Origin of the sequence: Streptomyces sp. NPDC102270 (assembly GCF_044766405.1) — a bacterium.
Lineage (GTDB): Bacteria > Actinomycetota > Actinomycetes > Streptomycetales > Streptomycetaceae > Streptomyces.
Genome location: NZ_JBIWLX010000029.1, coordinates 24,653 through 44,070, shown reverse-complemented (window position 1 = coordinate 44,070; position 19,418 = coordinate 24,653). Strand labels below are relative to the sequence as shown.

Here is a 19,418-nt window from a genome sequence, read left to right as displayed (position 1 = left end):
GGAGCGACCGTGGCGGCATGACCGAGACATACGACGAGACCTACGAAGTGATCGTGATCGGTGGCGGCGCGGCGGGCCTGTCCGCGGCCCTGGTACTGGGCCGGGCCCGGCGCCGCACCCTGGTCGTCGACGCGGGCGAACCACGCAACGCGCCCGCCGCCCACATGCAGGGCTTCCTCACCCGGGACGGCATGCCGCCCGCCGAGTTCCTGGCCATCGGCCGCGAGGAGATCAAGGGCTACGGCGTCGAGCTGGTCCAGGACCGGGTGGTCGAGGTCGCCCCGGGCTTCGCCGTGACCCTGGCGAGCGGACGCGTGGTCCGGGCCCGTCGCCTGGTCCTCGCGACCGGCCTCAAGGACGAGCTCCCGGACGTGCCCGGCGTCGCCGAGCGCTTCGGCAAGGACGTCCTGCACTGTCCGTACTGTCACGGCTGGGAGGTCCGCGACCGGGCCTTCGGCGTGCTCGCCACGACCCCGCTGAGCGTGCACCAGGCGCTGATGGTCTCCCAGTGGTCGAAGGACGTGACCTTGTTCCTTCACAAGGTCACCGAGGACGCTCTGCCGGACGACGACCTGCGCAGGCTGGCCGCGGCCGGAGTCCGAGTGATGCCGGGCGAGGTCGCCGCTCTGGTGGTGACCGACGACCGGCTCGCCGCCGTGCGCCTCACCGACGGCACGACGCACGCGCGCGAGGTCGTCTTCACCGCGCCCCGGGCCGTCCCGCGCAACGGCCTGCTGGAGCGGCTCGGAGCCGAGCTCCAGGAGACGCCCTTCGGCGGCTACCCCGTGGTCGACGGGAACTGGCAGACGACCGTGCCCGGCGTGTACGCCGTGGGCAACGCGGCCGGCTTCGCCGAGCAGGTGATCAACGCGGCGAGCGCGGGGTACCGGGCGGCGGCCACGATCAACGGGGAGCTGCTGATGGCGGACCTCGACGCAACGCCTTAAGGGGCGCGGAGGCTGCATGAATATGCGGCTCCGCCGCTTGAGCGCGACCAGCCACGACGCACCAGCAGACGAAAGACGCCCGCTCTGTCGGCGTGTAATCCAGCGGAGCGTGTCGCACCCTGGATGCATGCTGCTTGCCCGGCTGGCCCATGTGTCCCAGGAGGTCGCCGCCACCTCGGCGCGGTCCCGGAAGATCGCGCTCCTCGCCGAGCTGTTCCGGGACGCCGAGGCGGACGACGTGCCGATCGTCATTCCGTACCTGGCGGGACGGCTCCCGCAGGGCCGGCTCGGCGTCGGCTGGAAGGTGCTGAGCCGCCCGGTCGCCCCGGCCGCCGAGCCGACCCTGACCGTGTGCGAGGTCAACGCCCTGCTGAGCGAACTGGGCAAGGTCGCGGGCGCCGGTTCACAGGCCGAACGCGCCCGGCTGGTCGGTGAGTTGATGGGCGCGGCCACCGAGGACGAGCAGCGGTTCCTGTTCGGGCTGATCAGCGGAGAGGTACGGCAGGGGGCGCTGGACGCGGTCGCCACGGAGGGGCTCGCCCAGGCGACGGAAACAGCTCCCGCCGACGTCCGCCGTGCCGTGATGCTCGCGGGCTCGCTCCAGACGGTCGCCGAGGCCCTGCTCACCGACGGGCCGTCCGCTCTGGACCGCTTCCGCCTCACCGTCGGCCGCCCGGTCCTGCCGATGCTGGCGCACAGCGCCTCCTCGGTGGCCGAGGCGGTGGAGAAGCTCGGCACCTGTGCGGTCGAGGAGAAGCTGGACGGCATCCGCGTGCAGATCCACCGGGACGGCGACGTCGTACGGCTGTACACGCGCACCCTCGACGACATCACCGACCGGCTGCCCGAACTGACGGCTGCCGCACGGGAGTTGAGGGGTGAGCGGTTCATCCTGGACGGTGAGGTGATCGCCTTCGACGAGGACGGGCGGCCGCGTTCCTTCCAGGAGACCGCGGGCCGGGTCGGCTCCCGGGTGGACGTGACGACGGCCGCCGAGGCGGTCCCCGTCTCCCCCGTCTTCTTCGACGCCCTGTCCGTCGACGGCCGCGACCTCCTGGACCTGCCCTTCGCCGAACGGCACGCGGAGCTGGCCCGGCTGGTGCCCGAGCCGATGCGGGTGCAGCGCACCCTGGTGTCAGGACCGCAGGACATCCCGGCGGCCGAGGAGTTCCTCGCCGAGACCCTGGAGCGCGGCCATGAGGGCGTCGTCGTGAAGTCCCTGGACGCCCCCTACAGCGCGGGCCGGCGCGGCGCGTCCTGGCTCAAGGTCAAGCCCGTGCACACCCTCGACCTGGTGGTGCTGGCCGCCGAGTGGGGCCACGGCCGCCGTACCGGCAAGCTCTCCAACCTGCACCTCGGCGCCCGCACGGCCGACGGCGGCTTCGCCATGCTCGGCAAGACCTTCAAGGGCATGACCGACGCGATGCTCACCTGGCAGACCGAACGCCTTCAGGAGCTGGCCGTCGACAGCAGCGGCTACGTGGTGACCGTACGCCCCGAACTCGTCGTCGAGATCGCCTACGACGGCCTCCAGAGGTCGACCCGCTACCCGGCCGGCGTCACCCTCCGCTTCGCCCGTGTGGTCCGCTACCGCGAGGACAAGCGGCCCGAGGACGCCGACACGGTGGAGACGCTGCTGGCCGCGCACCCCGAAGTGGTGAGGCCGTGAGGACGAGCGCGGGCCTGCTGTTGTTCCGGCACACCGGCGACGGCCTGGAGGTGTTGCTGGGCCATATGGGCGGCCCGTTCTTCGCCCGGCGGGACGCCGGGGCGTGGACGGTCCCGAAGGGCGAGTACGAGCCGGACGCGGAGTCGGCCTGGGCCGCGGCCCGCCGCGAGTTCCAGGAGGAGCTCGGGCTGCCGCCGCCCGACGGGGAGGCCGTACCCCTGGGAGAGGTCCGGCAGACGAACGGGAAGGTCGTCACGGCGTGGGCGATCGAGGCGGACCTCGATCCGGCGACCGTGGTGCCGGGGGTGTTCGCCATGGAGTGGCCGCCGAAATCCGGGCGGACACAGGAGTTCCCGGAGCTGGACCGGGTGGAGTGGTTCGGGCTCGACCGGGCCCGGGCCGTGATCGTGAAGGCGCAGGCCGCGTTTCTCGACCGGCTGGCTGAGCACTCGGCCTGATGTCCACGCGTTGCGGTCGCCCCCGCCGCGCGGGAAGGTCGAAGCACAGTCAGCTCTTCAGGAGGTCGGTCATGCCCATCGCGACGGTGAACCCGGCGAACGGCGAGACGCTCAAGACGTACGAGGCCATGGGCGAGGAGGAGATCGAGCGCAGGCTCCAGCTCGCCCAGGCCACGTTCCGCACCTATCGCACGACGTCCTTCGCCGAGCGTGCCGGTCTGCTGAACCGGGCCGCCGAGCTCCTCGACGACGCCACGCAGGACATCGCCCGGGTCATGACCACCGAGATGGGCAAGCCGGTCAAGCAGGCCCGCGCGGAGGCCGCCAAGTGCGCCAAGGCGATGCGCTGGTACGCCGAGCACGCGGAGTCGCTGCTGGCCGACGAGGAGCCCGCCGCGTACGACGTCAAGGACTCCGGCGCCTCCCGCGCCCTGGTCCGCTACCGGCCGCTCGGCCCCGTGCTCGCCGTGATGCCGTGGAACTTCCCGCTGTGGCAGGTGATCCGCTTCGCCGCGCCCGCGCTGATGGCGGGCAACGTCGGCCTGCTCAAGCACGCCTCGAACGTGCCGCAGACCGCCCTGTTCCTGGAGGACCTCTTCCATCAGGCGGGCTACCCGGAGGGTTGTTTCCAGACGCTGCTCGTCGGGTCCGGGGCCATCGACGACATCCTGCGCGACGAACGCGTCAAGGCGGCCACGCTCACCGGGAGTGAGCCCGCGGGCCGGGCGGTCGCCTCCACCGCAGGGGACATGGTGAAGAAGACCGTCCTGGAGCTGGGCGGCAGCGACCCGTACATCGTGATGCCGTCCGCGGACGTCGACCGGGCCGCCGAGATCGCGGTGACCGCGCGTGTGCAGAACAACGGGCAGTCCTGTATCGCCGCCAAGCGGTTCATCGTGCACACGGACGTCTACGACCGCTTCGCCGAGCGGTTCGTCGAGGGCATGAAGGCCCTCAAGGTCGGCGACCCGCTGGAGGAGGACACCGAGGTCGGGCCGCTCTCCAGCGAGCAGGGACGGACCGACCTGGAGGAACTCGTCGACGACGCCAGGCGCAGTGGGGCGAGTGTGCTGTGCGGCGGGGAACGGCCCGACGGGCCCGGCTGGTACTACCCGCCGACCGTCGTCGCCGACGTGAGCCGCGAGATGCGCATCCACCGCGAGGAGACCTTCGGCCCCGTGGCCACGCTGTACCGGGCGGCCGACCTCGACGAGGCGGTGCTGATCGCCAACGACTCGGCGTTCGGGCTGAGTTCCAACGTCTGGACCCGGGACGAGGCCGAGGTCGACCGGTTCGTACGGGATCTGGAGGCCGGCGGGGTGTTCGTCAACGGGATGACCGCCTCGCATCCGGCGTTCCCGTTCGGCGGGGTGAAGCGGTCCGGTTACGGGCGTGAGCTGTCCGGGCACGGAATCAGGGAGTTCTGCAACATCACGACGGTTTGGCACGGAGCGTGACGCTTGCGCGGTTACCATCCCGGGTGTGAACCGCGAAGTGACTCTGCCTCTGATCGTCGACGACCGCGGGACCCTGCAGGTGGCCGCGGCCGATGTGAGCAAGCTGCTCCGCAGTCTTGGCGGGCGGTGGCTGCACCTGGTCGAGGCCGGCGCCGACGGGCTGGACGAGGACACGGTCGCCGCCCTGACGATCGAGCTCGCGAAGCTCGCCGATCGGATCGACGTGGCCTGCATCGCGCACAGCAGCGGTGGGGCCCCGTAGAAGCTGTCGGCTCGGCTTCGGCCCGCACTGCGGCCGGGGCGCCCGGACCCCGGCCCAGCGCCGTCAGCGGATGGACATGCCGGACAGGGTCCGGGCGATGACCAGGCGCTGGATCTCGCTCGTGCCTTCGAAGATCGTGTAGATCGCGGCGTCGCGGTGCATGCGCTCCACCGGGTACTCCCGGGTGTAGCCGTTGCCGCCCAGGATCTGGACCGCCTGCGCGGTGACCTTCTTCGCCGTCTCGCTGGCGAAGAGCTTCGACATCGAGCCCTCGGCGGCGGTGAACTGCTTGCCGTTGATCGCCATCCAGGAGGCACGCCAGACCAGGAGCCGGGCCGCGTCGATGGAGGTGCGCATGTCCGCGAGCTGGAAGGCCACGCCCTGGTTGTCGATGATCGGGCGCCCGAACTGCTCACGCGTCTTGGCGTAGTCGAGGGCGACCTCGTACGCGGCGCGGGCGGTGCCCACGGCCATGGCGCCGACGGCCGGACGGGACGCCTCGAACGTGGCCATCGCCGCGTTCTTCACGCGCTCGCCGCCGCTCTTCGCCCGCTCCCGGGCCCGGGCGAGGCGCTGGTCGAGCTTCTCCTTGCCGCCGAGAAGGCAGGAGCCGGGCACCCGGACGTTGTCCAGGACGACCTCGGCGGTGTGCGAGGCGCGGATGCCGTGCTTCTTGAACTTCTGGCCCTGGGACAGGCCCGCCGTGTTCGGCGGCACGATGAAGGAGGCGTGACCCTTGGAGCCGAGCTCGGGGTCGACGACCGCGACGACGACGTGGACGTTGGCGATACCGCCGTTGGTCGCCCAGGTCTTCGTGCCGTTGAGCACCCACTCGTCCTTGGCCTCGTCGTACACGGCTCGGGTGCGCATGGAGGCCACGTCGGAGCCGGCGTCCGGTTCGGACGAGCAGAACGCGGCGACCTTGACGTCGTTCGCGTCGCCGTACATCTGGGGGATCCAGGTGCCGATCTGCTCCTCGGTGCCGTTGGCGAGGACGCCGACCGCGGCGAGACCGGTGCCCACGATCGACAGGGCGATGCCCGCGTCGCCCCAGAACAGCTCCTCCATCGCCATCGGGATACCGAGCCCGGTGGGGTCGAAGTACTGCTGGGCGTAGAAGTCGAGGGAGTAGATGCCCACCTTCGCGGCCTCCTGGATGACCGGCCAGGGAGTCTCCTCACGCTCGTCCCATTCGGCGGCCGCGGGGCGGATGACGTCGGCGGCGAAGCCGTGCAGCCAGTCCCGGACCTCCTTCTGTTCGTCGTTGAGCTCCATGGTGAACTCGGCCATGTCCCCTCCAGCGGCGACGCACGTGCGTGTTACTTGCGGTAACCCGAGTCTGTTACCCACGGGTAGTAAAAGTCAACTCCCCATGACCAGTCAGCAACCTGTTCGATGCCGAGCACCGGTCGAGTGTTAGTTTGCGCAGGCGTTACCGATTCAGCACGGGTGGGGAGAGCTCATGGACACCACACAGCGGACCGATCAGCAGCGGTCCGCCGACCGCCGTCGGCGCGAGCTGCTGGAGGCCGCGGACAGAGTGGTGCTGCGCGACGGCCCGCATGCCTCCATGAACGCCATCGCCGCGGAAGCCGGCATCACCAAGCCGATTCTGTATCGGCACTTCGGCGACAAGGGAGGACTTTACGCTGCACTTGCCAAGCGGCACACCGACGCCCTGCTGGACTCGCTGCGGGCGGCACTGGACGCTCCGGCGGACCGGCGTGAGCGGGTCGAGGCCACGTTGGACACGTACCTCGCCGCGATCGAGGCCCGGCCTCAGGTGTACCGGTTCCTGATGCACCCCGCCGAGGGGGGGCAGACCGGGGACCAGGGGTTCGACGTCGGTCAGCATTCCGCGCCCCTGCTGCGCAGGATGGGTGAAGAGTTGGGGCAGGTCATCGAGGACCGGCTCGATCTCGGGCCCGGGAGTCAGCTGCTGGCCCGGGTGTGGGGGCACGGGATCGTCGGGATGATGTATGCGGCGGGTGACTGGTGGCTGGGTGAACGGCCCTGCCCGCGGGCGGAGTTGGTGCGGAGCCTGGCGGACCTGTTGTGGGGGCGGCTTGCGGCCGCGGGGGACAGGGTGGGGGGTCCGGGGTTCTGACGGTTGTTGTGCGGCTGCGGGTGAGCGGGGGCTTGTCGCGCCCACGCGGCGGAGCCGCACATTGATACAGCCCCGCGCCCCTGAGCAGGTTCAGCTACCCCTGCGCCAGGAACTCCGGGCCACTTGTCTCAGCAGTCTGCGATGGCGCCAACCCGTCACGCGGTCCGCGTAGGTCTCGCCCGCCAAGTGGTCGCACTCGTGTTGAAGGCAACGGGCGAAAAACCCTGTCCCCTGGACCGTGACCGGCTCGCCCGTCGCCGTGAACCCCTCCACCACCGCGTGGTCGTGGCGTTCGGTCCCCGCCTCCAGGCCCGGCAACGACAGGCAGCCCTCGGGGCCCCTCAGCACCACACCGTCCGTCTCCACCAGGCGTGGGTTCACCACATGTCCCAGGTGGCGGACCTCCTCGTCGTCCGGGCAGTCGTAGACGAAGACACGCAACGGCACCCCGATCTGGTTGGCGGCGAGGCCCACGCCCTCGGCCGCGTACATCGTCGCGAACAAGTCCTCCACCAGGGTCGCCAGTTCGGGGCCGAAGTCCGTGACGTCCTCGCAGGGTGTGTGCAACACCGGGGTGCCGAGCAGGGTGACCGCGCGGACGCGCCCTCGTGTGCCCGGAATGGAGCCGTTTCGCATGGCCGCAAGGGTACGGCGATTCGGGAGTGCCTACGGATCTCGATAGGCTGAGGTCCACACCACGTGGCCGGAGGCTGAGGCGCGGCGCGTACGCAAGGAGGATCGAGATCTGATGACAGGCAACTCGGACCCGCTCTCGCCGCGGGCCAAGCTGGCCGTGACGGCGGGCAAGGCCGTCGCGGCGGCATCCCGGGCCGCGGGTCGCGGCAGCGGTTCGGTCATCGGCGGCAAGGTGGCCCTCAAACTCGACCCCGACCTCCTTGCCCGGCTCGCCCAGCACCTGGACGTCGTCCTCGTCTCGGCGACCAACGGGAAGACGACCACGACTCGTCTGATCGCGGAGGCGCTGGGCGCCGCCGGGCCCGTCGTCTCCAACGCCCTCGGCGCCAACATGCCCGCCGGCATCACCTCGGCGCTCGCCGGTGGCTCGGACGCCCGGTACGGCGTCATCGAGGTCGACGAGAAGTACCTGGCGGGCGTGGCCCGGGACACCGACCCCAAGTGCATCGCCCTGCTGAACCTCTCCCGCGACCAGCTCGACCGCGCCGCCGAGACCCGCATGCTCGCCGAGAACTGGCGCGAGGGCCTCGCGGGTTCGAAGGCCGTCGTCGTCGCCAACGCCGACGACCCGCTCGTCGTATGGGCCGCCTCCTCCTCCCCCAACGTCATCTGGGTCGCCGCCGGGCAGATGTGGAAGGACGACGCCTGGTCCTGCCCGTCCTGCGGCGGCGTGATGCAGCGCCCGGGCGACGACTGGTTCTGCGGCGAGTGCGGCTTCCGGCGGCCGACGCCCAGCTGGGCCCTGTCCGGTGACCATGTGCTCGACCCGCACGGCTCCGCCTGGCCGATCCACCTCCAGCTGCCCGGCCGCGCCAACAAGGCCAACGCCGCCTCCTCCGCGGCCGTCGCCGCCGTCTTCGGTGTGCCGCCGCAGGTCGCCCTGGAACGCATGTACCAGGTGCAGGCCGTGGCCGGCCGCTACGACGTGGTCCAGTTCCAGCAGCGCGACCTGCGACTGCTGCTCGCGAAGAACCCGGCCGGCTGGCTCGAGACGTTCAGCCTGATCGACCCGCCGCCGACCCCGGTGATCCTCTCCGTCAACGCCCGCGGCGCCGACGGCACCGACACCTCCTGGCTGTGGGACGTCGACTACACCCGGCTCACCGGCCACCCGATCTGCGTGATCGGTGACCGGAAGCTGGACCTCGCGGTGCGCCTGGAGGTCGCGAACCAGAACTTCCAGGTCTGCGACAACCTCGACCAGGCCGTGTCGATGAGCCCGCCGGGCCGCATCGAGGTCATCGCGAACTACACCGCCTTCCAGGACCTGCGCCGCCGCGTCGGCAACTGACTCAGGGGACTTTTGTGAGCGACAACCAACTGCGGATCGTCTGGATCTACCCCGACCTGCTCAGCACCTACGGCGACCAGGGCAACGCCCTCGTCATCGAGCGCCGGGCCCGCCAGCGCGGCCTCGACGTGGCCCGTCTGGACGTGCGCAGCGACCAGCCGATCCCCACCTCCGGCGACATCTACCTGATCGGCGGCGGCGAGGACCGGCCCCAGCGGCTGGCGGCCGAGCGGCTGCGCCGGGACGGCGGTCTGCACCGGGCCGTCGGCAACGGCGCGATCGTCTTCTCGGTGTGCGCCGGCTACCAGATCCTCGGCCACGAGTTCATCAATGACCTCGGCCAGCGCGAGCCCGGCCTCGGCCTGCTCGACGTGGTCTCGGTGCGCGGTGAGGGCGAGCGCTGCGTCGGTGACGTGCTCGCCGACATCGACCCGCGCCTTAGCCTGCCCCCGCTGACCGGCTTCGAGAACCACCAGGGCGTCACCCACCTGGGCCCCACCGCCCGCCCCTTCGCCAACGTCCGCCTCGGCAAGGGCAACGGCACCGGGGACGGTACGGAGGGGGCGTACAACGACACGGTCTTCGGTACTTACATGCACGGACCCGTCCTCGCGCGCAACCCGCTCATCGCCGACCTGCTGCTGAAGCTGGCCCTCGACGTGAACGCGCTGCCGCCGACCGACGACCGCTGGTACGAGGCCCTGCGCAACGAGCGCATCACGGCCGCTCAGCAGCCCGCCTGACCGGGAAGTTCACCTGGGTTCCAGGCGTTTGTCACCAGCCCGTCTGACGACGAGTCCGCACAGGTGAGCGGGGCCGTCCAGCAGGCGGACGCGTTCTTCGGCCCCGCCCCCTCCTGCCGCTAGGGTGGCGGGGTTCGAGCCGGACAGCGTGGTCCGGACCCGTGCCACGTTTCCTCGCTGAGAAGGTTCCCGCGGCTATGCGCATTGGTGTCCTCACGTCCGGCGGCGACTGCCCCGGCCTGAACGCCGTCATCCGGTCCGTCGTGCACCGTGCCGTCGTCGACCACGGCGACGAGGTCATCGGCTTCCGGGACGGCTGGAAGGGCCTCCTGGAGTGCGACTACCTCAAGCTCGACCTCGACGCGGTGGGCGGCATCCTGGCCCGCGGCGGCACGATCCTCGGCTCCTCCCGGGTCCAGCCCTCGCATCTGCGGGACGGCGTGGAGCGGGCCAGGGGGCATGTCGAGGAGCTCGGGCTCGACGCGATCATCCCCATCGGCGGTGAGGGCACGCTCAAGGCGGCCCGGCTGATGTCGGACGCCGGACTGCCGATCGTGGGCGTGCCCAAGACGATCGACAACGACATCGCGGTCACGGACGTCACCTTCGGGTTCGACACGGCCGTCGGTGTCGCGACCGAGGCGCTCGACCGGCTGAAGACCACCGCCGAGTCCCACCAGCGGGTGCTCGTCGTCGAGGTCATGGGGCGGCACACCGGCTGGATAGCGCTGCACTCCGGGATGGCGGCCGGCGCGCACGCCATCGTCGTACCGGAGCGTCCCTTCGACATCGAGGAGTTGGCCCGGCGGGTCGGTGAGCGGTTCGAGGCCGGGAAGCGGTTCGCGATCGTCGTCGCCGCGGAGGGCGCCAAGCCGGCGCCCGGCTCCATGGCCTTCGACGAGGGTGCCAAGGACATCTACGGGCACGAGCGCTTCGCCGGGATCGCCCGCCAGCTGTCGATCGAGCTGGAGGAGCGGCTGGGGAAGGAAGCCCGGCCGGTCATCCTCGGGCATGTGCAGCGCGGCGGTACGCCGACCGCCTACGACAGGGTGCTGGCCACCCGGTTCGGCTGGCACGCGGTGGAGGCCGTGCACCGCGGGGAGTTCGGTCACATGACCGCTCTGCGGGGGACGGACATCGTGATGGTGTCGCTCGCGGAGGCGGTCGAGACGTTGAAGACGGTGCCGGAGGACCGGTACGCCGAGGCGGAGTGCGTGCTGTAGGCCGTACCGCGGTGGTGGGCCCCGGTCCCGGAGGCGACCGGGGGCAGTCTTAGTCTGGGTGCGGACAGACTTGCACAACCCCCACGAATCAGGAGCCGCCGCGATGGACCACAGCGGGCACGGCATGACGCTCGACCTGCCGCCGTTCACGCTGGGACGAGGGCTTCAGTGGTCGGCCGACCCCTTCTTCCTCGTCGCCTGCCTCCTCGCGCTCGGTCTGTACGCGTGGGGAGTCGTGCGGCTGCGCCGGCGGGGCGACTCGTGGTCCGTGGGACGGACCGTTTCCTATGTGGTCGGTGTGCTCACCATCGGGCTGATGATGTGCACCAAGCTGAACGACTACGGGATGGTCATGTTCAGCGTGCACATGGTGCAGCACATGGTCATCAGCATGCTGTCACCGATCCTCATCCTGCTCGGCGCCCCGGTCACCCTGGCCCTGCGGGCACTGCCCGTCGCGGGCAGGGGGCACAAGGGGCCCCGCGAGCTGTTGCTCGCCCTGCTGCACAGCCGGTACATGCGGATCATCACGCATCCGGCGTTCACCATCCCGCTGTTCATCGCGAGCCTGTACGGCCTCTATTTCACGCCGATCTTCGACTTCCTGATGGGCTCGAAGACCGGGCACGTCGCGATGATGGTGCACTTCCTCGCCGTCGGTGTCGTCTTCTTCTGGCCGATCATCGGCGTCGATCCGGGGCCGCAGCGGCCCGGGTATCTGATGCGGATGCTGGAGCTGTTCGCGGGGATGCCGTTCCACGCGTTCTTCGGCATCGCGCTGATGATGGCGTCCGAGCCCATGGTGGAGACGTTCAAGAACCCGCCCGCCTCGCTCGGCATCGACGCGCTCTCCGACCAGAACTACGCCGGCGGTATCGCCTGGGCGTTCAGTGAGATTCCCTCCGTACTCGTACTGATCGCACTGCTGTTCCAGTGGTACGGCTCCGAACAGCGGCAGGCCAAGCGCACGGACCGGGCCGCCGACCGGGACGGCGACAAGGAACTCGAGGCATACAACGCGTATTTGGCCTCATTGAGCACCCGCGAGCGTTGAAGGGCTTCGCCTTTCCGGAGCATTCAGTAGCATGAAGCGCGTTGGGGGAACCGCCGGGGGGAGCGGTCATGACACTTCGCGCATTTATGCACAGGATCGCCTTGCTGGCGATTTTCTCGCTGCTGCTGAGCGGCTGCGACAAGGGAAATCCACTGACCGTGGTGAAGGCGGCCGCCGTCGGCGTGCCCTCGCTCGCGCCGTTCTTCGAGGAGAACAGCGGCCTGGGCAAGGACGCCGCGACCGTGCGGTCGCAGCCCGTCCAGGGAAGTCTCCAGCGGGGGGACACGCCCGGCCTGTACGGCGGCAGCAAGCAACCGACCATCTGTGACGTCGTCAAACTCGAGCGATTCCTCACCGATCCCAGGAATCACCAAAAGGCACAGGCGTGGGCCGACGTCCTGAACATCGGCACGGACGGGATACCGGAATATCTGGATCGGCTCACACCGGTTCTGTTGCGTCACGACACTCTCGTCAAGAACCACGACTACAAGAAGGAAAAGGCCGTCCCGTACAACTCCTTGCTGCAGGCGGGAATCGCGATTCTCGTCGATGAACAAGGGCTTCCGGCTGTGAAGTGCTCGTGTGGAAATCCACTGCGGCCCTTCGAAGATGACACCGGCCGGATTTCCGTCCAGTTCGAGGACGGCAACAAGAAGTGGGCGGGATACGAGCGCGATTCGGTGGTGGCCGTGAAGCCCGCGGCGCGGAAACTGGAACGGGTCGCTCTCGTGGACGTCCAGGAACCCGCCCGCGGCATCAACCGTCCGGTCGGCACCACCGGTGAGAGGGACACCGCCTTCAACGCCGAGAAGCGGCGCACGGTGCCGCACCTCGCCGGGAGGAGCTTCGCCCAGGCCCGTCGGGAGCTGATCGGCGCCGGGCTGGCGGCCGGGTACGCCGGGCAGGGGGCACCGCCCGAGGGAGCGAAGGTCACGGCGACCGATCCGCCCGCGGGGACGGAGCTGCCGTTCGGGCGATACGTGATGCTGTCCGTGGCCGGGGGCGGCACGAGTGGGTTCGACGGGACGAGCGGACCCACGACACCCACGACCACTCCCCCGCCGACGTCCTCCGGGCCGAGGACTCCGCCCACGAGCACACCACCGTCGTCGGGTTCGTCCCGCGGCCGGCCCGGGGCGTCCTCCTCACCACCGCAGTCGTCACCGCCTTCGTCGAGTACGGCTCCCGGCTCGCCGTCGCCCGAGAAGTCGAGCAGCCGGCCGAGCCCAGCGCCCTCGACCGGCTCGCCGTCGACCGGCGCCCCGGTCACCAGCAGCGCGCCCCCTCCGCCGCCACCGCCGCCACCGCCGCCTCCGTCGACGACCAGTGCACCCGCGACATCGGGGCCGGCCACCAGTCAGCCGGCGACGAGCGGGCCTGCCACCAGTGAGCCCGCCGGCGACGGACCGAGCACCGCCGTCGCCACGTAGCGTCCCGCAGAACCGGGGAGTCACCGGATGCCTTCAGGATCACCGACGTCGGGAGTGGGCCGGGTCATCGCCGGCCGGTATCTGCTGCTGAACCCGCTCGGCAGCGGCGGCATGGGTCATGTGTGGCTCGCCCACGACCAGAGACTCGCCTGCGAGGTCGCGCTCAAGGAGATCGTGTTCCGGGACCCGCTGGAGGCGGGCGAGCGGGAGGCCCGGGTGGCGCGGGCCCGCGCGGAGGCCCGGCACGCGGCGGGGCTGCGCGGCCACCCGCACGTGGCGACCGTGCACGACGTGCTGGAGCACGAGGGGCTGCCCTGGATCGTCATGGAGTACGTGGCGGACGCGGTGGACCTGCGTGACCTGGTCGACTCCCGGGGACCGCTCGCCCCGGCGGAGTGCGCCCGCGTCGGCCTCGCCGTGCTGGACGCGCTGACCGCCGGGCACCAGCGGGGCGTGCTGCACAGGGACGTGAAGCCGGCGAACATCCTGCTGGCGCCGGACCGCGCGGGATCGCCGTACGGACGCGTCCTGCTCACCGACTACGGCATCTCCGTGCAGCCGGACGCCGGGGAGACCCGGTACACGCTGGCCTCGGTGCTGGTGGGCACGGCGGGCTATCTGGCGCCGGAGCGGGCCACGGGCGGCACGCCCACCCCGGCCGCCGACCTGTTCTCACTGGGCTGCACGCTGTACCACGCGGTGGAGGGCGTGGGTCCCTTCGAGCGGGACTCGCATCTGGCCGAGGTGACCGCGGTGGTCATGGAGGAGCCGCGGCCCGCCGTGCGCGCCGGTGCGCTGGGCCCCGTACTGCAGGCGCTGCTCACGAAGGACCCCGGGCGGCGGCTGTCGGCGGCACAGGCGGAGGCCGCGCTGTCGCGGATCGTGACACCGCAGCCCGAGCCGTACGTCCGGACGCAGACCGACCTCGGTTCCCAGCCGCCCTGGGCGGAGGTGCGGGTGCCGTCCACCGGGCCGCCTCCGAACGGACACCTGCCGCCGCAGGGCGGCCGCAGGCGGCGGGAGCGCTCGCACGCCCTGCGGGCCGTCCTCGCCTGCGGTCTCGGGCTGCTGCTGGCCCTGGGCGGTGTGTGGTACGCCATGGCCGACCGGTCCCCGGACGGCGAGGGCGGTCACCAGGGCTCGCGGCAGCCGTACGGCGAGACGGTCGGGCTGGCGAAGCCGCTGCGGGACGGCGACTGCGTGATCGCCGACTGGCCGGGGTCGGAGCGGTTCCGGGGGACACCCCGGCTGCGGCTGGACCCCACCTGTGGCACAGCCCCGGACGGTCAGGTGGTGGCGTTCGCCGCGGCCGCGTCGGCGGACGAGGCGCGGCGGACGGGGGCGGCGAAGTGCGAGGAGCGGACGCGGGAGGTCCGGGAGCGGCTCGCGGACGTCCGCAGTCAGGCCGTCGTACCGACCGACGGGGGGTTCGAGACCGCGGGACGGCGTACCGCGTGCCTGGTGCTGGGCGGGAACGGGCCGGTGTACGGGCCGATCGGCACCCGTCGCAGGCTGGGCTCGGGGTTCACGGACACGGCGACCATGCAACGGCGGGACTGCCTGGACGTACGCACCAACCGGGACGCCCGGCTGGTCTCCTGCGAGGGCTCCCACGACGAGGAAGTGCTCGGATTCACCCGACTGGACCCCGACGTCACGCTGTCCGAGGCGCGGACCGAGTCGGACACGGCGTGCGCGCGTGACGTGCCGCCGGCCGACTACGGCTTCGATCCGTCCGTGTACACGGCGGGCTCCTGGACCAGTGAGGGCCCCTGGAAGAGCGGCACACATTTCGTCGTCTGCACCGTGCGCAGGCAGAACGGGGGCACCATGGAGGGGGACGAATCCTGAGGAGGGTGTTGCGATGCCCGGTAGCGGTTCCACGGATGGCTCGACCCGGACGATGGGGGTGCTCACCGTCGGCGGTCTCGTCGCGGTGACCGCCTACACGGTGGCGCTCGGCAGCAACGGCTGGCTGTGGTTCGGCTGGGTCGTGCTGGGCCTGATCACCCTCGGCATGGTGGCCACCAGCAGTACCTGACCTTCAGCCGTCCGTGAGACGGCCCGCAGAGTGCACGCCCGGCTGGTACTTGGGCAGCCGGGCGGTGATCTTCATGCCCGCGCCCACGGCCGTCTCGATGACGAGGCCGTAGGAGTCGCCGTACACCTGGCGGAGCCGGTCGTCGACGTTGGACAGTCCGATGCCGCCCGAGGGGCTGACCTCGCCGGCGAGGATACGGCGGAGCAGGACCGGGTCCATTCCGGCGCCGTCGTCCTCGATGACGACGAGGGCCTCGGCGCCGGTGTCCTGCGCGGTGATCTGGAGCCGGCACTTGTCGGTCTTGCCCTCCAGGCCGTGCTTGATGGCGTTCTCGACGAGCGGCTGCAGGCACAGGAACGGCAGGGCGACCGGCAGTACCTCCGGGGCGATCTGCAGGGTGACGGAGAGGCGGTCGCCGAAGCGTGCCCGCACCAGCGCCAAATAGTGGTCGATGGCGTGGAGTTCGTCGGCGAGGGTGGTGAAGTCACCGTGCCTGCGGAACGAGTAGCGGGTGAAGTCGGCGAATTCGAGGAGCAGTTCGCGGGCGCGTTCGGGGTCGGTGCGGACGAAGCTGGCGATCACCGCGAGCGAGTTGAAGATGAAGTGCGGGGAGATCTGGGCCCGAAGTGCCTTGATCTCGGCCTCGATCAGCCGGGTGCGGGACTGGTCCAGGTCCGCCAACTCCAGCTGGACGCTCACCCACCGGGCGACCTCTCCGGCCGCACGGACCAGGACGGCCGACTCGCGGGGCGCACAGGCGACCAGGGTGCCGTGGACGCGGTCGTCGACGGTGAGCGGGGCGACGACCGCCCAGCGGACCGGGCAGTCGGGTGTGTCGCAGGTGAGCGGGAAGGCCTCGCCGCGGCCGGTCTCCAGCGGGCCGGCGAGGCGTTCCATGATCTCGGTGCGGTGGTGGCCGCCGACGCCGTCCCAGACCAGGACCTGTTTCTGGTCGGTGAGGCACAGCGCGTCCGTACCGAGCAGTGAGCGCAGTCTGCGGGCCGACTTGCGGGCGGTCTCCTCCGTCAGGCCTGCCCGCAGCGGGGGCGCCGCCAGGGAGGCGGTGTGCAGGGTCTCGAAGGTGGCGTGTTCGACGGGGGTGCCGAGGCCGCCCAGGTTCTGTGGGCGGGCCGTGCGCCGGCCGAGCCAGAACCCGGCGGCCAGCAGCGGGAGGATCGCCACGCACAGCCCGGCCAGGAATCCGCTCATGTCTTCACCTCCGCCCGCAGCTCTTCGGGCAGGTGGAAGCGGGCCAGGATCGCCGCCGTGCCGGCCGGTACCCGGCCCGCGGTGGCCAGGGAGACCAGCACCATGGTGAGGAAGCCGAGCGGCACCGACCAGAGCGCGGGCCAGGCGAGCAGGGCGTGCAGCGGGCCGCCGGCCGGGAAGCCGGCCATGGTCGCGGCCACGGCGAGGAAGGCGGAGCCGCCGCCGACCAGCATGCCCGCGGCGGCGCCGGGCGGGGTGAGCCGCCGCCACCAGATGCCGAGCACGAGCAGCGGGCAGAAGGAGGACGCGGAGACGGCGAAGGCGAGCCCGACCGCGTCGGCGACGGGCAGCCCGCCGACCAGGACGCTCGCCGCGAGCGGCACGCACATCGCGAGGACCGTGCCGAGCCGGAAGTGCCGTACGCCGCGTGACGGCAGGACGTCCTGGGTGAGCACGCCGGCCACGGCCATGGTGAGTCCGGAGGCCGTGGACAGGAACGCGGCGAAGGCGCCGCCCGCCACCAGGGCGCCCAGGAGGTCACCGCCGAGCCCGCCGATCATGCGCTCAGGGAGCAGCAGAACGGCCGCGTCGGCGTCGCCGGTGAGGGTGAGTTCGGGGGCGTACAGGCGGCCGAGGGCGCCGTAGACCGGGGGCAGGAGATAGAAGCAGCCGATCAGGCCGAGGACGGCGACCGTGGTGCGGCGGGCGGCGACGCCGTGCGGGCTGGTGTAGAAGCGCACGACCACGTGCGGCAGGCCCATGGTGCCGAGGAAGGTGGCGAGAATCAGTCCGTACGTGGCGTACAGGGGCCGGTCCTCGCGGCCCGCGGCGAGGGAGGTCGACATGCCGTCGCTGGTGCCGCGGTCGGCGGTGGGGACCGTGGTGCCCTTGGCGAAGGTGAGGCGGGTGCCCCGCTCGATGTGGTGGGTGCCGGTGGGGAGTCGGAGCCTCTGGTCGTCGTGCGGGCGGCCGTCGACCGTGCCGGTGACCGTGACGGTCAGGGGGCTGTCCAGTGTGAGGTCGAGGGTGGAGTCGACGCGGACGACCCGTTGTTCGCGGAAGGCCGCCGGTTCCTCGAAGGCGTGGCTGGGGGCGCCGTCGCCCTGCCAGGCGAGGATGAGGAAGAGGGCGGGGACGAGCAGGGCGGTGAGTTTGAGCCAGTACTGGAAGGCCTGGACGAAGGTGATGCTGCGCATGCCGCCCGCGGCGACGGTGGCGACCACGACGGCCGCGACGATCACCCCGCCGAGCCACTGGGGTGCCCCGGTGAGCACGGTCAACGTCAGCCCGGCGCCCTGGAGTTGGGGCAGCAGGTAGAGCCAGCCGACGCCGACGACGAAGGCGCCCGCGAGCCGTCGTACGGCCTGCGAGGCGAGCCGGGCCTCGGCGAAGTCGGGCAGCGTGTAGGCACCGGAGCGGCGCAGCGGGGCGGCGACGAACAGGAGCAGGACGAGATAGCCGGCCGTGTAGCCCACCGGGTACCAGAGCATGTCGGGGCCCTGGACGAGGACCAGGCCCGCGATGCCGAGGAAGGAGGCGGCGGAGAGGTACTCGCCGCTGATGGCGGCCGCGTTGAGGCGGGGGCCGACGGTGCGGGAGGCGACGTAGAAGTCGGAGGTGGTGCGGGAGATGCGCAGGCCGAAGGCGCCGACGAGGACGGTCGCCACGACCACCAGGGCGACGGCCGGTACCGAGTAGCTGGGGTTCATCGGTCCTCGACCAGGCGCACGAAGTCCCGTTCGTTGCGCTCCGCGCGGCGCACGTACCAGCGGGCCAGCAGGACCATCGGGACGTAGAGGCCGAAGCCGAGGACGGCCCATTCGAGGCGGTGGGCGTCCGGCATGGCCGCGAAGAGCAGCGGGAGCGGGCCGATGAGCAGTCCGAGGAAGGCGAACACCGCGAGGGCGGCGCGCAGTTGGGTGCGCATCAGGGAGCGGACGTAGGTGTGGCCGAGGGTGGTCTGTTCGTCGATCTCGGTGCGCGGCCGGTAGTAGCCGGAGGCGGGGCGGCCGCGGCGGGGCGGCCCGGTGACGACGACCCGGCGCTCCACGGGGTCCTGGGGCATGACTACGGCCTCCTCATCAGCAGGTCCCGCAGCTCGCGTGTGTGCCGGCGGCTGACCTGGAGTTCCTCGCCGCCGACGAGGACGCTCACCGTGCCCGCGTCCAGGCGGAGTTCGCCGACGTGGCGCAGGGCGACGAGATGGCGGCGGTGGATGCGGACGAAGCCGCGGGAGCGCCAGCGTTCCTCCAGCGTGGACAGCGGGATCCGCACGAGGTGGCTGCCCTTGTCGGTGTGCAGCCGGGCGTAGTCGCCCTGGGCCTCGACGTGGGTGATGTCGTCGACGGCGACGAAGCGGGTCACGCCGCCCAGCTCGACGGGTATGTGGTCGGGGTCGGGTTCGTGCACGGGGATGCGCGGCGCGGCGTCGAGGCGTTCGGCGGCGCGGCGGACGGCTTCGGCGAGGCGTTCCTTGCGGACCGGTTTGAGGACGTAGTCGACGGCCTTGAGGTCGAAGGCCTGGACGGCGAAGTCCTCGTGGGCGGTGACGAAGACGACCAGCGGCGGCTTGGCGAAGCCGGTCAGCAGCCGGGCGAGGTCGAGGCCGTCGAGCCCCGGCATGTTGATGTCGAGGAAGACGACGTCGATCGCCTCGGGCCCGTGCGGCCCGGACTCCAGCGCGCGGTTGATGCGGCGCAGCGCCTCGGTGGCGTCACCGGCCCCTTCCACGCTGCCGATCCGGGGGTCGGCGCTCAGCAGGTAGAGCAGTTCCTCCAGCGAGGGGCGTTCGTCGTCGACAGCCAGGGCGCGCAGCATGAACCCGGAGT

The 19,418-nt window shown here is 71.3% G+C and carries 19 protein-coding genes; 13 read left to right on the top strand and 6 right to left on the bottom strand.

The annotated features are described in order from the left end of the window. The first annotated feature begins 17 nt into the window (after positions 1-17). From ACIRP7_RS41370 to ACIRP7_RS41350, 5 genes are all read left to right on the top strand, one after another. Positions 18-947: an NAD(P)/FAD-dependent oxidoreductase gene (locus tag ACIRP7_RS41370; RefSeq protein WP_403670858.1), complete on the top strand. Its 930-nt coding sequence runs from the start codon at positions 18-20 to the stop codon at positions 945-947. A gap of 127 nt (positions 948-1,074) precedes the next feature. Next, the gene (locus ACIRP7_RS41365; protein WP_403670856.1) at positions 1,075-2,616 is read left to right on the top strand and encodes an ATP-dependent DNA ligase; all 1,542 of its coding nucleotides are present in this window, start codon (positions 1,075-1,077) and stop codon (positions 2,614-2,616) included. Continuing rightward, complete coding sequence (locus tag ACIRP7_RS41360; protein WP_403670854.1) at positions 2,613-3,074, top strand: NUDIX domain-containing protein; 462 nt, start codon at positions 2,613-2,615, stop codon at positions 3,072-3,074. Before ACIRP7_RS41365 ends, ACIRP7_RS41360 begins: the two co-directional genes overlap by 4 nt. A gap of 71 nt (positions 3,075-3,145) precedes the next feature. Further along, on the top strand, positions 3,146-4,531 hold the full coding sequence (locus tag ACIRP7_RS41355; RefSeq protein ID WP_403670851.1) for an NADP-dependent succinic semialdehyde dehydrogenase: 1,386 nt from the start codon (positions 3,146-3,148) through the stop codon (positions 4,529-4,531). A gap of 25 nt (positions 4,532-4,556) precedes the next feature. Beyond that, on the top strand, positions 4,557-4,793 hold the full coding sequence (locus tag ACIRP7_RS41350) for a DUF6213 family protein (protein ID WP_007380390.1): 237 nt from the start codon (positions 4,557-4,559) through the stop codon (positions 4,791-4,793). A 63-nt stretch (positions 4,794-4,856) separates the two neighbouring features. On the opposite strand, the gene ACIRP7_RS41345 is transcribed toward ACIRP7_RS41350, so the two are convergent. Further along, positions 4,857-6,083 (bottom strand): acyl-CoA dehydrogenase family protein, encoded by a 1,227-nt coding sequence (locus ACIRP7_RS41345; RefSeq protein ID WP_403670848.1) that lies wholly within the window; start codon positions 6,081-6,083, stop codon positions 4,857-4,859. Positions 6,084-6,255: 172 nt separating this feature from the next. On the opposite strand from ACIRP7_RS41345, the gene ACIRP7_RS41340 reads away from it, so the two are divergent. Then, positions 6,256-6,900 carry a TetR family transcriptional regulator gene (locus ACIRP7_RS41340; protein WP_403670845.1) on the top strand — a complete coding sequence of 215 codons (645 nt, stop codon included), beginning with the start codon at positions 6,256-6,258 and terminating at the stop codon, positions 6,898-6,900. A 90-nt stretch (positions 6,901-6,990) separates the two neighbouring features. On the opposite strand, the gene def is transcribed toward ACIRP7_RS41340, so the two are convergent. Continuing rightward, a complete protein-coding gene (def, locus tag ACIRP7_RS41335) occupies positions 6,991-7,536 on the bottom strand; it encodes a peptide deformylase (protein WP_403670843.1) in 546 nt (181 codons plus the stop codon). Between the two features lie 112 nt (positions 7,537-7,648). Here def and ACIRP7_RS41330 point away from each other — a divergent pair, with 112 nt between their 5' ends. The 7 genes from ACIRP7_RS41330 (at position 7,649) to ACIRP7_RS41300 (ending at position 15,381) form a co-directional block, all read left to right on the top strand. Beyond that, a complete protein-coding gene (locus ACIRP7_RS41330) occupies positions 7,649-8,887 on the top strand; it encodes a MurT ligase domain-containing protein (RefSeq protein WP_352386929.1) in 1,239 nt (412 codons plus the stop codon). Between the two features lie 14 nt (positions 8,888-8,901). Beyond that, positions 8,902-9,630, top strand: a complete 729-nt coding sequence (locus ACIRP7_RS41325) for a type 1 glutamine amidotransferase (RefSeq protein ID WP_403670839.1) — start codon at positions 8,902-8,904, stop codon at positions 9,628-9,630. A gap of 197 nt (positions 9,631-9,827) precedes the next feature. Next, positions 9,828-10,853, top strand: a complete 1,026-nt coding sequence (locus ACIRP7_RS41320) for a 6-phosphofructokinase (RefSeq protein WP_403670837.1) — start codon at positions 9,828-9,830, stop codon at positions 10,851-10,853. A 103-nt stretch (positions 10,854-10,956) separates the two neighbouring features. Further along, positions 10,957-11,907 carry a cytochrome c oxidase assembly protein gene (locus ACIRP7_RS41315; RefSeq protein ID WP_403670835.1) on the top strand — a complete coding sequence of 317 codons (951 nt, stop codon included), beginning with the start codon at positions 10,957-10,959 and terminating at the stop codon, positions 11,905-11,907. Between the two features lie 68 nt (positions 11,908-11,975). Beyond that, on the top strand, positions 11,976-13,340 hold the full coding sequence (locus tag ACIRP7_RS41310) for a DUF6777 domain-containing protein (protein ID WP_403670832.1): 1,365 nt from the start codon (positions 11,976-11,978) through the stop codon (positions 13,338-13,340). 27 nt (positions 13,341-13,367) lie between these two features. Further along, on the top strand, positions 13,368-15,191 hold the full coding sequence (locus ACIRP7_RS41305) for a septum formation family protein (RefSeq protein ID WP_403670830.1): 1,824 nt from the start codon (positions 13,368-13,370) through the stop codon (positions 15,189-15,191). Positions 15,192-15,204: 13 nt separating this feature from the next. Further along, positions 15,205-15,381: a hypothetical protein gene (locus ACIRP7_RS41300; RefSeq protein ID WP_389995925.1), complete on the top strand. Its 177-nt coding sequence runs from the start codon at positions 15,205-15,207 to the stop codon at positions 15,379-15,381. Positions 15,382-15,384: 3 nt separating this feature from the next. Here ACIRP7_RS41300 and ACIRP7_RS41295 read toward each other — a convergent pair whose 3' ends face one another. From ACIRP7_RS41295 to ACIRP7_RS41280, 4 genes are read right to left on the bottom strand one after another with little or no spacing between them, the layout of a single operon-like run. Further along, a complete protein-coding gene (locus tag ACIRP7_RS41295) occupies positions 15,385-16,590 on the bottom strand; it encodes a sensor histidine kinase (protein WP_403670827.1) in 1,206 nt (401 codons plus the stop codon). Beyond that, on the bottom strand, positions 16,587-18,299 hold the full coding sequence (locus ACIRP7_RS41290) for a cation acetate symporter (protein WP_403670825.1): 1,713 nt from the start codon (positions 18,297-18,299) through the stop codon (positions 16,587-16,589). The genes ACIRP7_RS41295 and ACIRP7_RS41290 overlap by 4 nt, the downstream gene beginning before the upstream one ends. Continuing rightward, complete coding sequence (locus ACIRP7_RS41285) at positions 18,296-18,655, bottom strand: hypothetical protein (RefSeq protein ID WP_352386947.1); 360 nt, start codon at positions 18,653-18,655, stop codon at positions 18,296-18,298. The genes ACIRP7_RS41290 and ACIRP7_RS41285 overlap by 4 nt, the downstream gene beginning before the upstream one ends. Positions 18,656-18,657: 2 nt before the next feature. Next, a complete protein-coding gene (locus ACIRP7_RS41280) occupies positions 18,658-19,407 on the bottom strand; it encodes a LytR/AlgR family response regulator transcription factor (RefSeq protein ID WP_403670823.1) in 750 nt (249 codons plus the stop codon). Between the last annotated feature and the right edge of the window lie 11 nt (positions 19,408-19,418).

Bases quoted from the DNA above. Each gene is read 5' to 3' on its own strand.
- ACIRP7_RS41370 (WP_403670858.1), top strand. From the start codon at position 18: ATGACCGAGACATACGACGAGACCTACGAAGTGATCGTGATCGGTGGC.
- ACIRP7_RS41365 (WP_403670856.1), top strand. From the start codon at position 1,075: ATGCTGCTTGCCCGGCTGGCCCATGTGTCCCAGGAGGTCGCCGCCACC.
- ACIRP7_RS41355 (WP_403670851.1), top strand. From the start codon at position 3,146: ATGCCCATCGCGACGGTGAACCCGGCGAACGGCGAGACGCTCAAGACG.
- ACIRP7_RS41345 (WP_403670848.1), bottom strand. From the start codon at position 6,083: ATGGCCGAGTTCACCATGGAGCTCAACGACGAACAGAAGGAGGTCCGG.
- ACIRP7_RS41340 (WP_403670845.1), top strand. From the start codon at position 6,256: ATGGACACCACACAGCGGACCGATCAGCAGCGGTCCGCCGACCGCCGT.
- def (WP_403670843.1), bottom strand. From the start codon at position 7,536: ATGCGAAACGGCTCCATTCCGGGCACACGAGGGCGCGTCCGCGCGGTC.
- ACIRP7_RS41330 (WP_352386929.1), top strand. From the start codon at position 7,649: ATGACAGGCAACTCGGACCCGCTCTCGCCGCGGGCCAAGCTGGCCGTG.
- ACIRP7_RS41320 (WP_403670837.1), top strand. From the start codon at position 9,828: ATGCGCATTGGTGTCCTCACGTCCGGCGGCGACTGCCCCGGCCTGAAC.
- ACIRP7_RS41315 (WP_403670835.1), top strand. From the start codon at position 10,957: ATGGACCACAGCGGGCACGGCATGACGCTCGACCTGCCGCCGTTCACG.
- ACIRP7_RS41310 (WP_403670832.1), top strand. From the start codon at position 11,976: ATGACACTTCGCGCATTTATGCACAGGATCGCCTTGCTGGCGATTTTC.
- ACIRP7_RS41305 (WP_403670830.1), top strand. From the start codon at position 13,368: ATGCCTTCAGGATCACCGACGTCGGGAGTGGGCCGGGTCATCGCCGGC.
- ACIRP7_RS41300 (WP_389995925.1), top strand. From the start codon at position 15,205: ATGCCCGGTAGCGGTTCCACGGATGGCTCGACCCGGACGATGGGGGTG.
- ACIRP7_RS41295 (WP_403670827.1), bottom strand. From the start codon at position 16,590: ATGAGCGGATTCCTGGCCGGGCTGTGCGTGGCGATCCTCCCGCTGCTG.
- ACIRP7_RS41290 (WP_403670825.1), bottom strand. From the start codon at position 18,299: ATGAACCCCAGCTACTCGGTACCGGCCGTCGCCCTGGTGGTCGTGGCG.
- ACIRP7_RS41285 (WP_352386947.1), bottom strand. From the start codon at position 18,655: ATGCCCCAGGACCCCGTGGAGCGCCGGGTCGTCGTCACCGGGCCGCCC.
- ACIRP7_RS41280 (WP_403670823.1), bottom strand. From the start codon at position 19,407: ATGCTGCGCGCCCTGGCTGTCGACGACGAACGCCCCTCGCTGGAGGAA.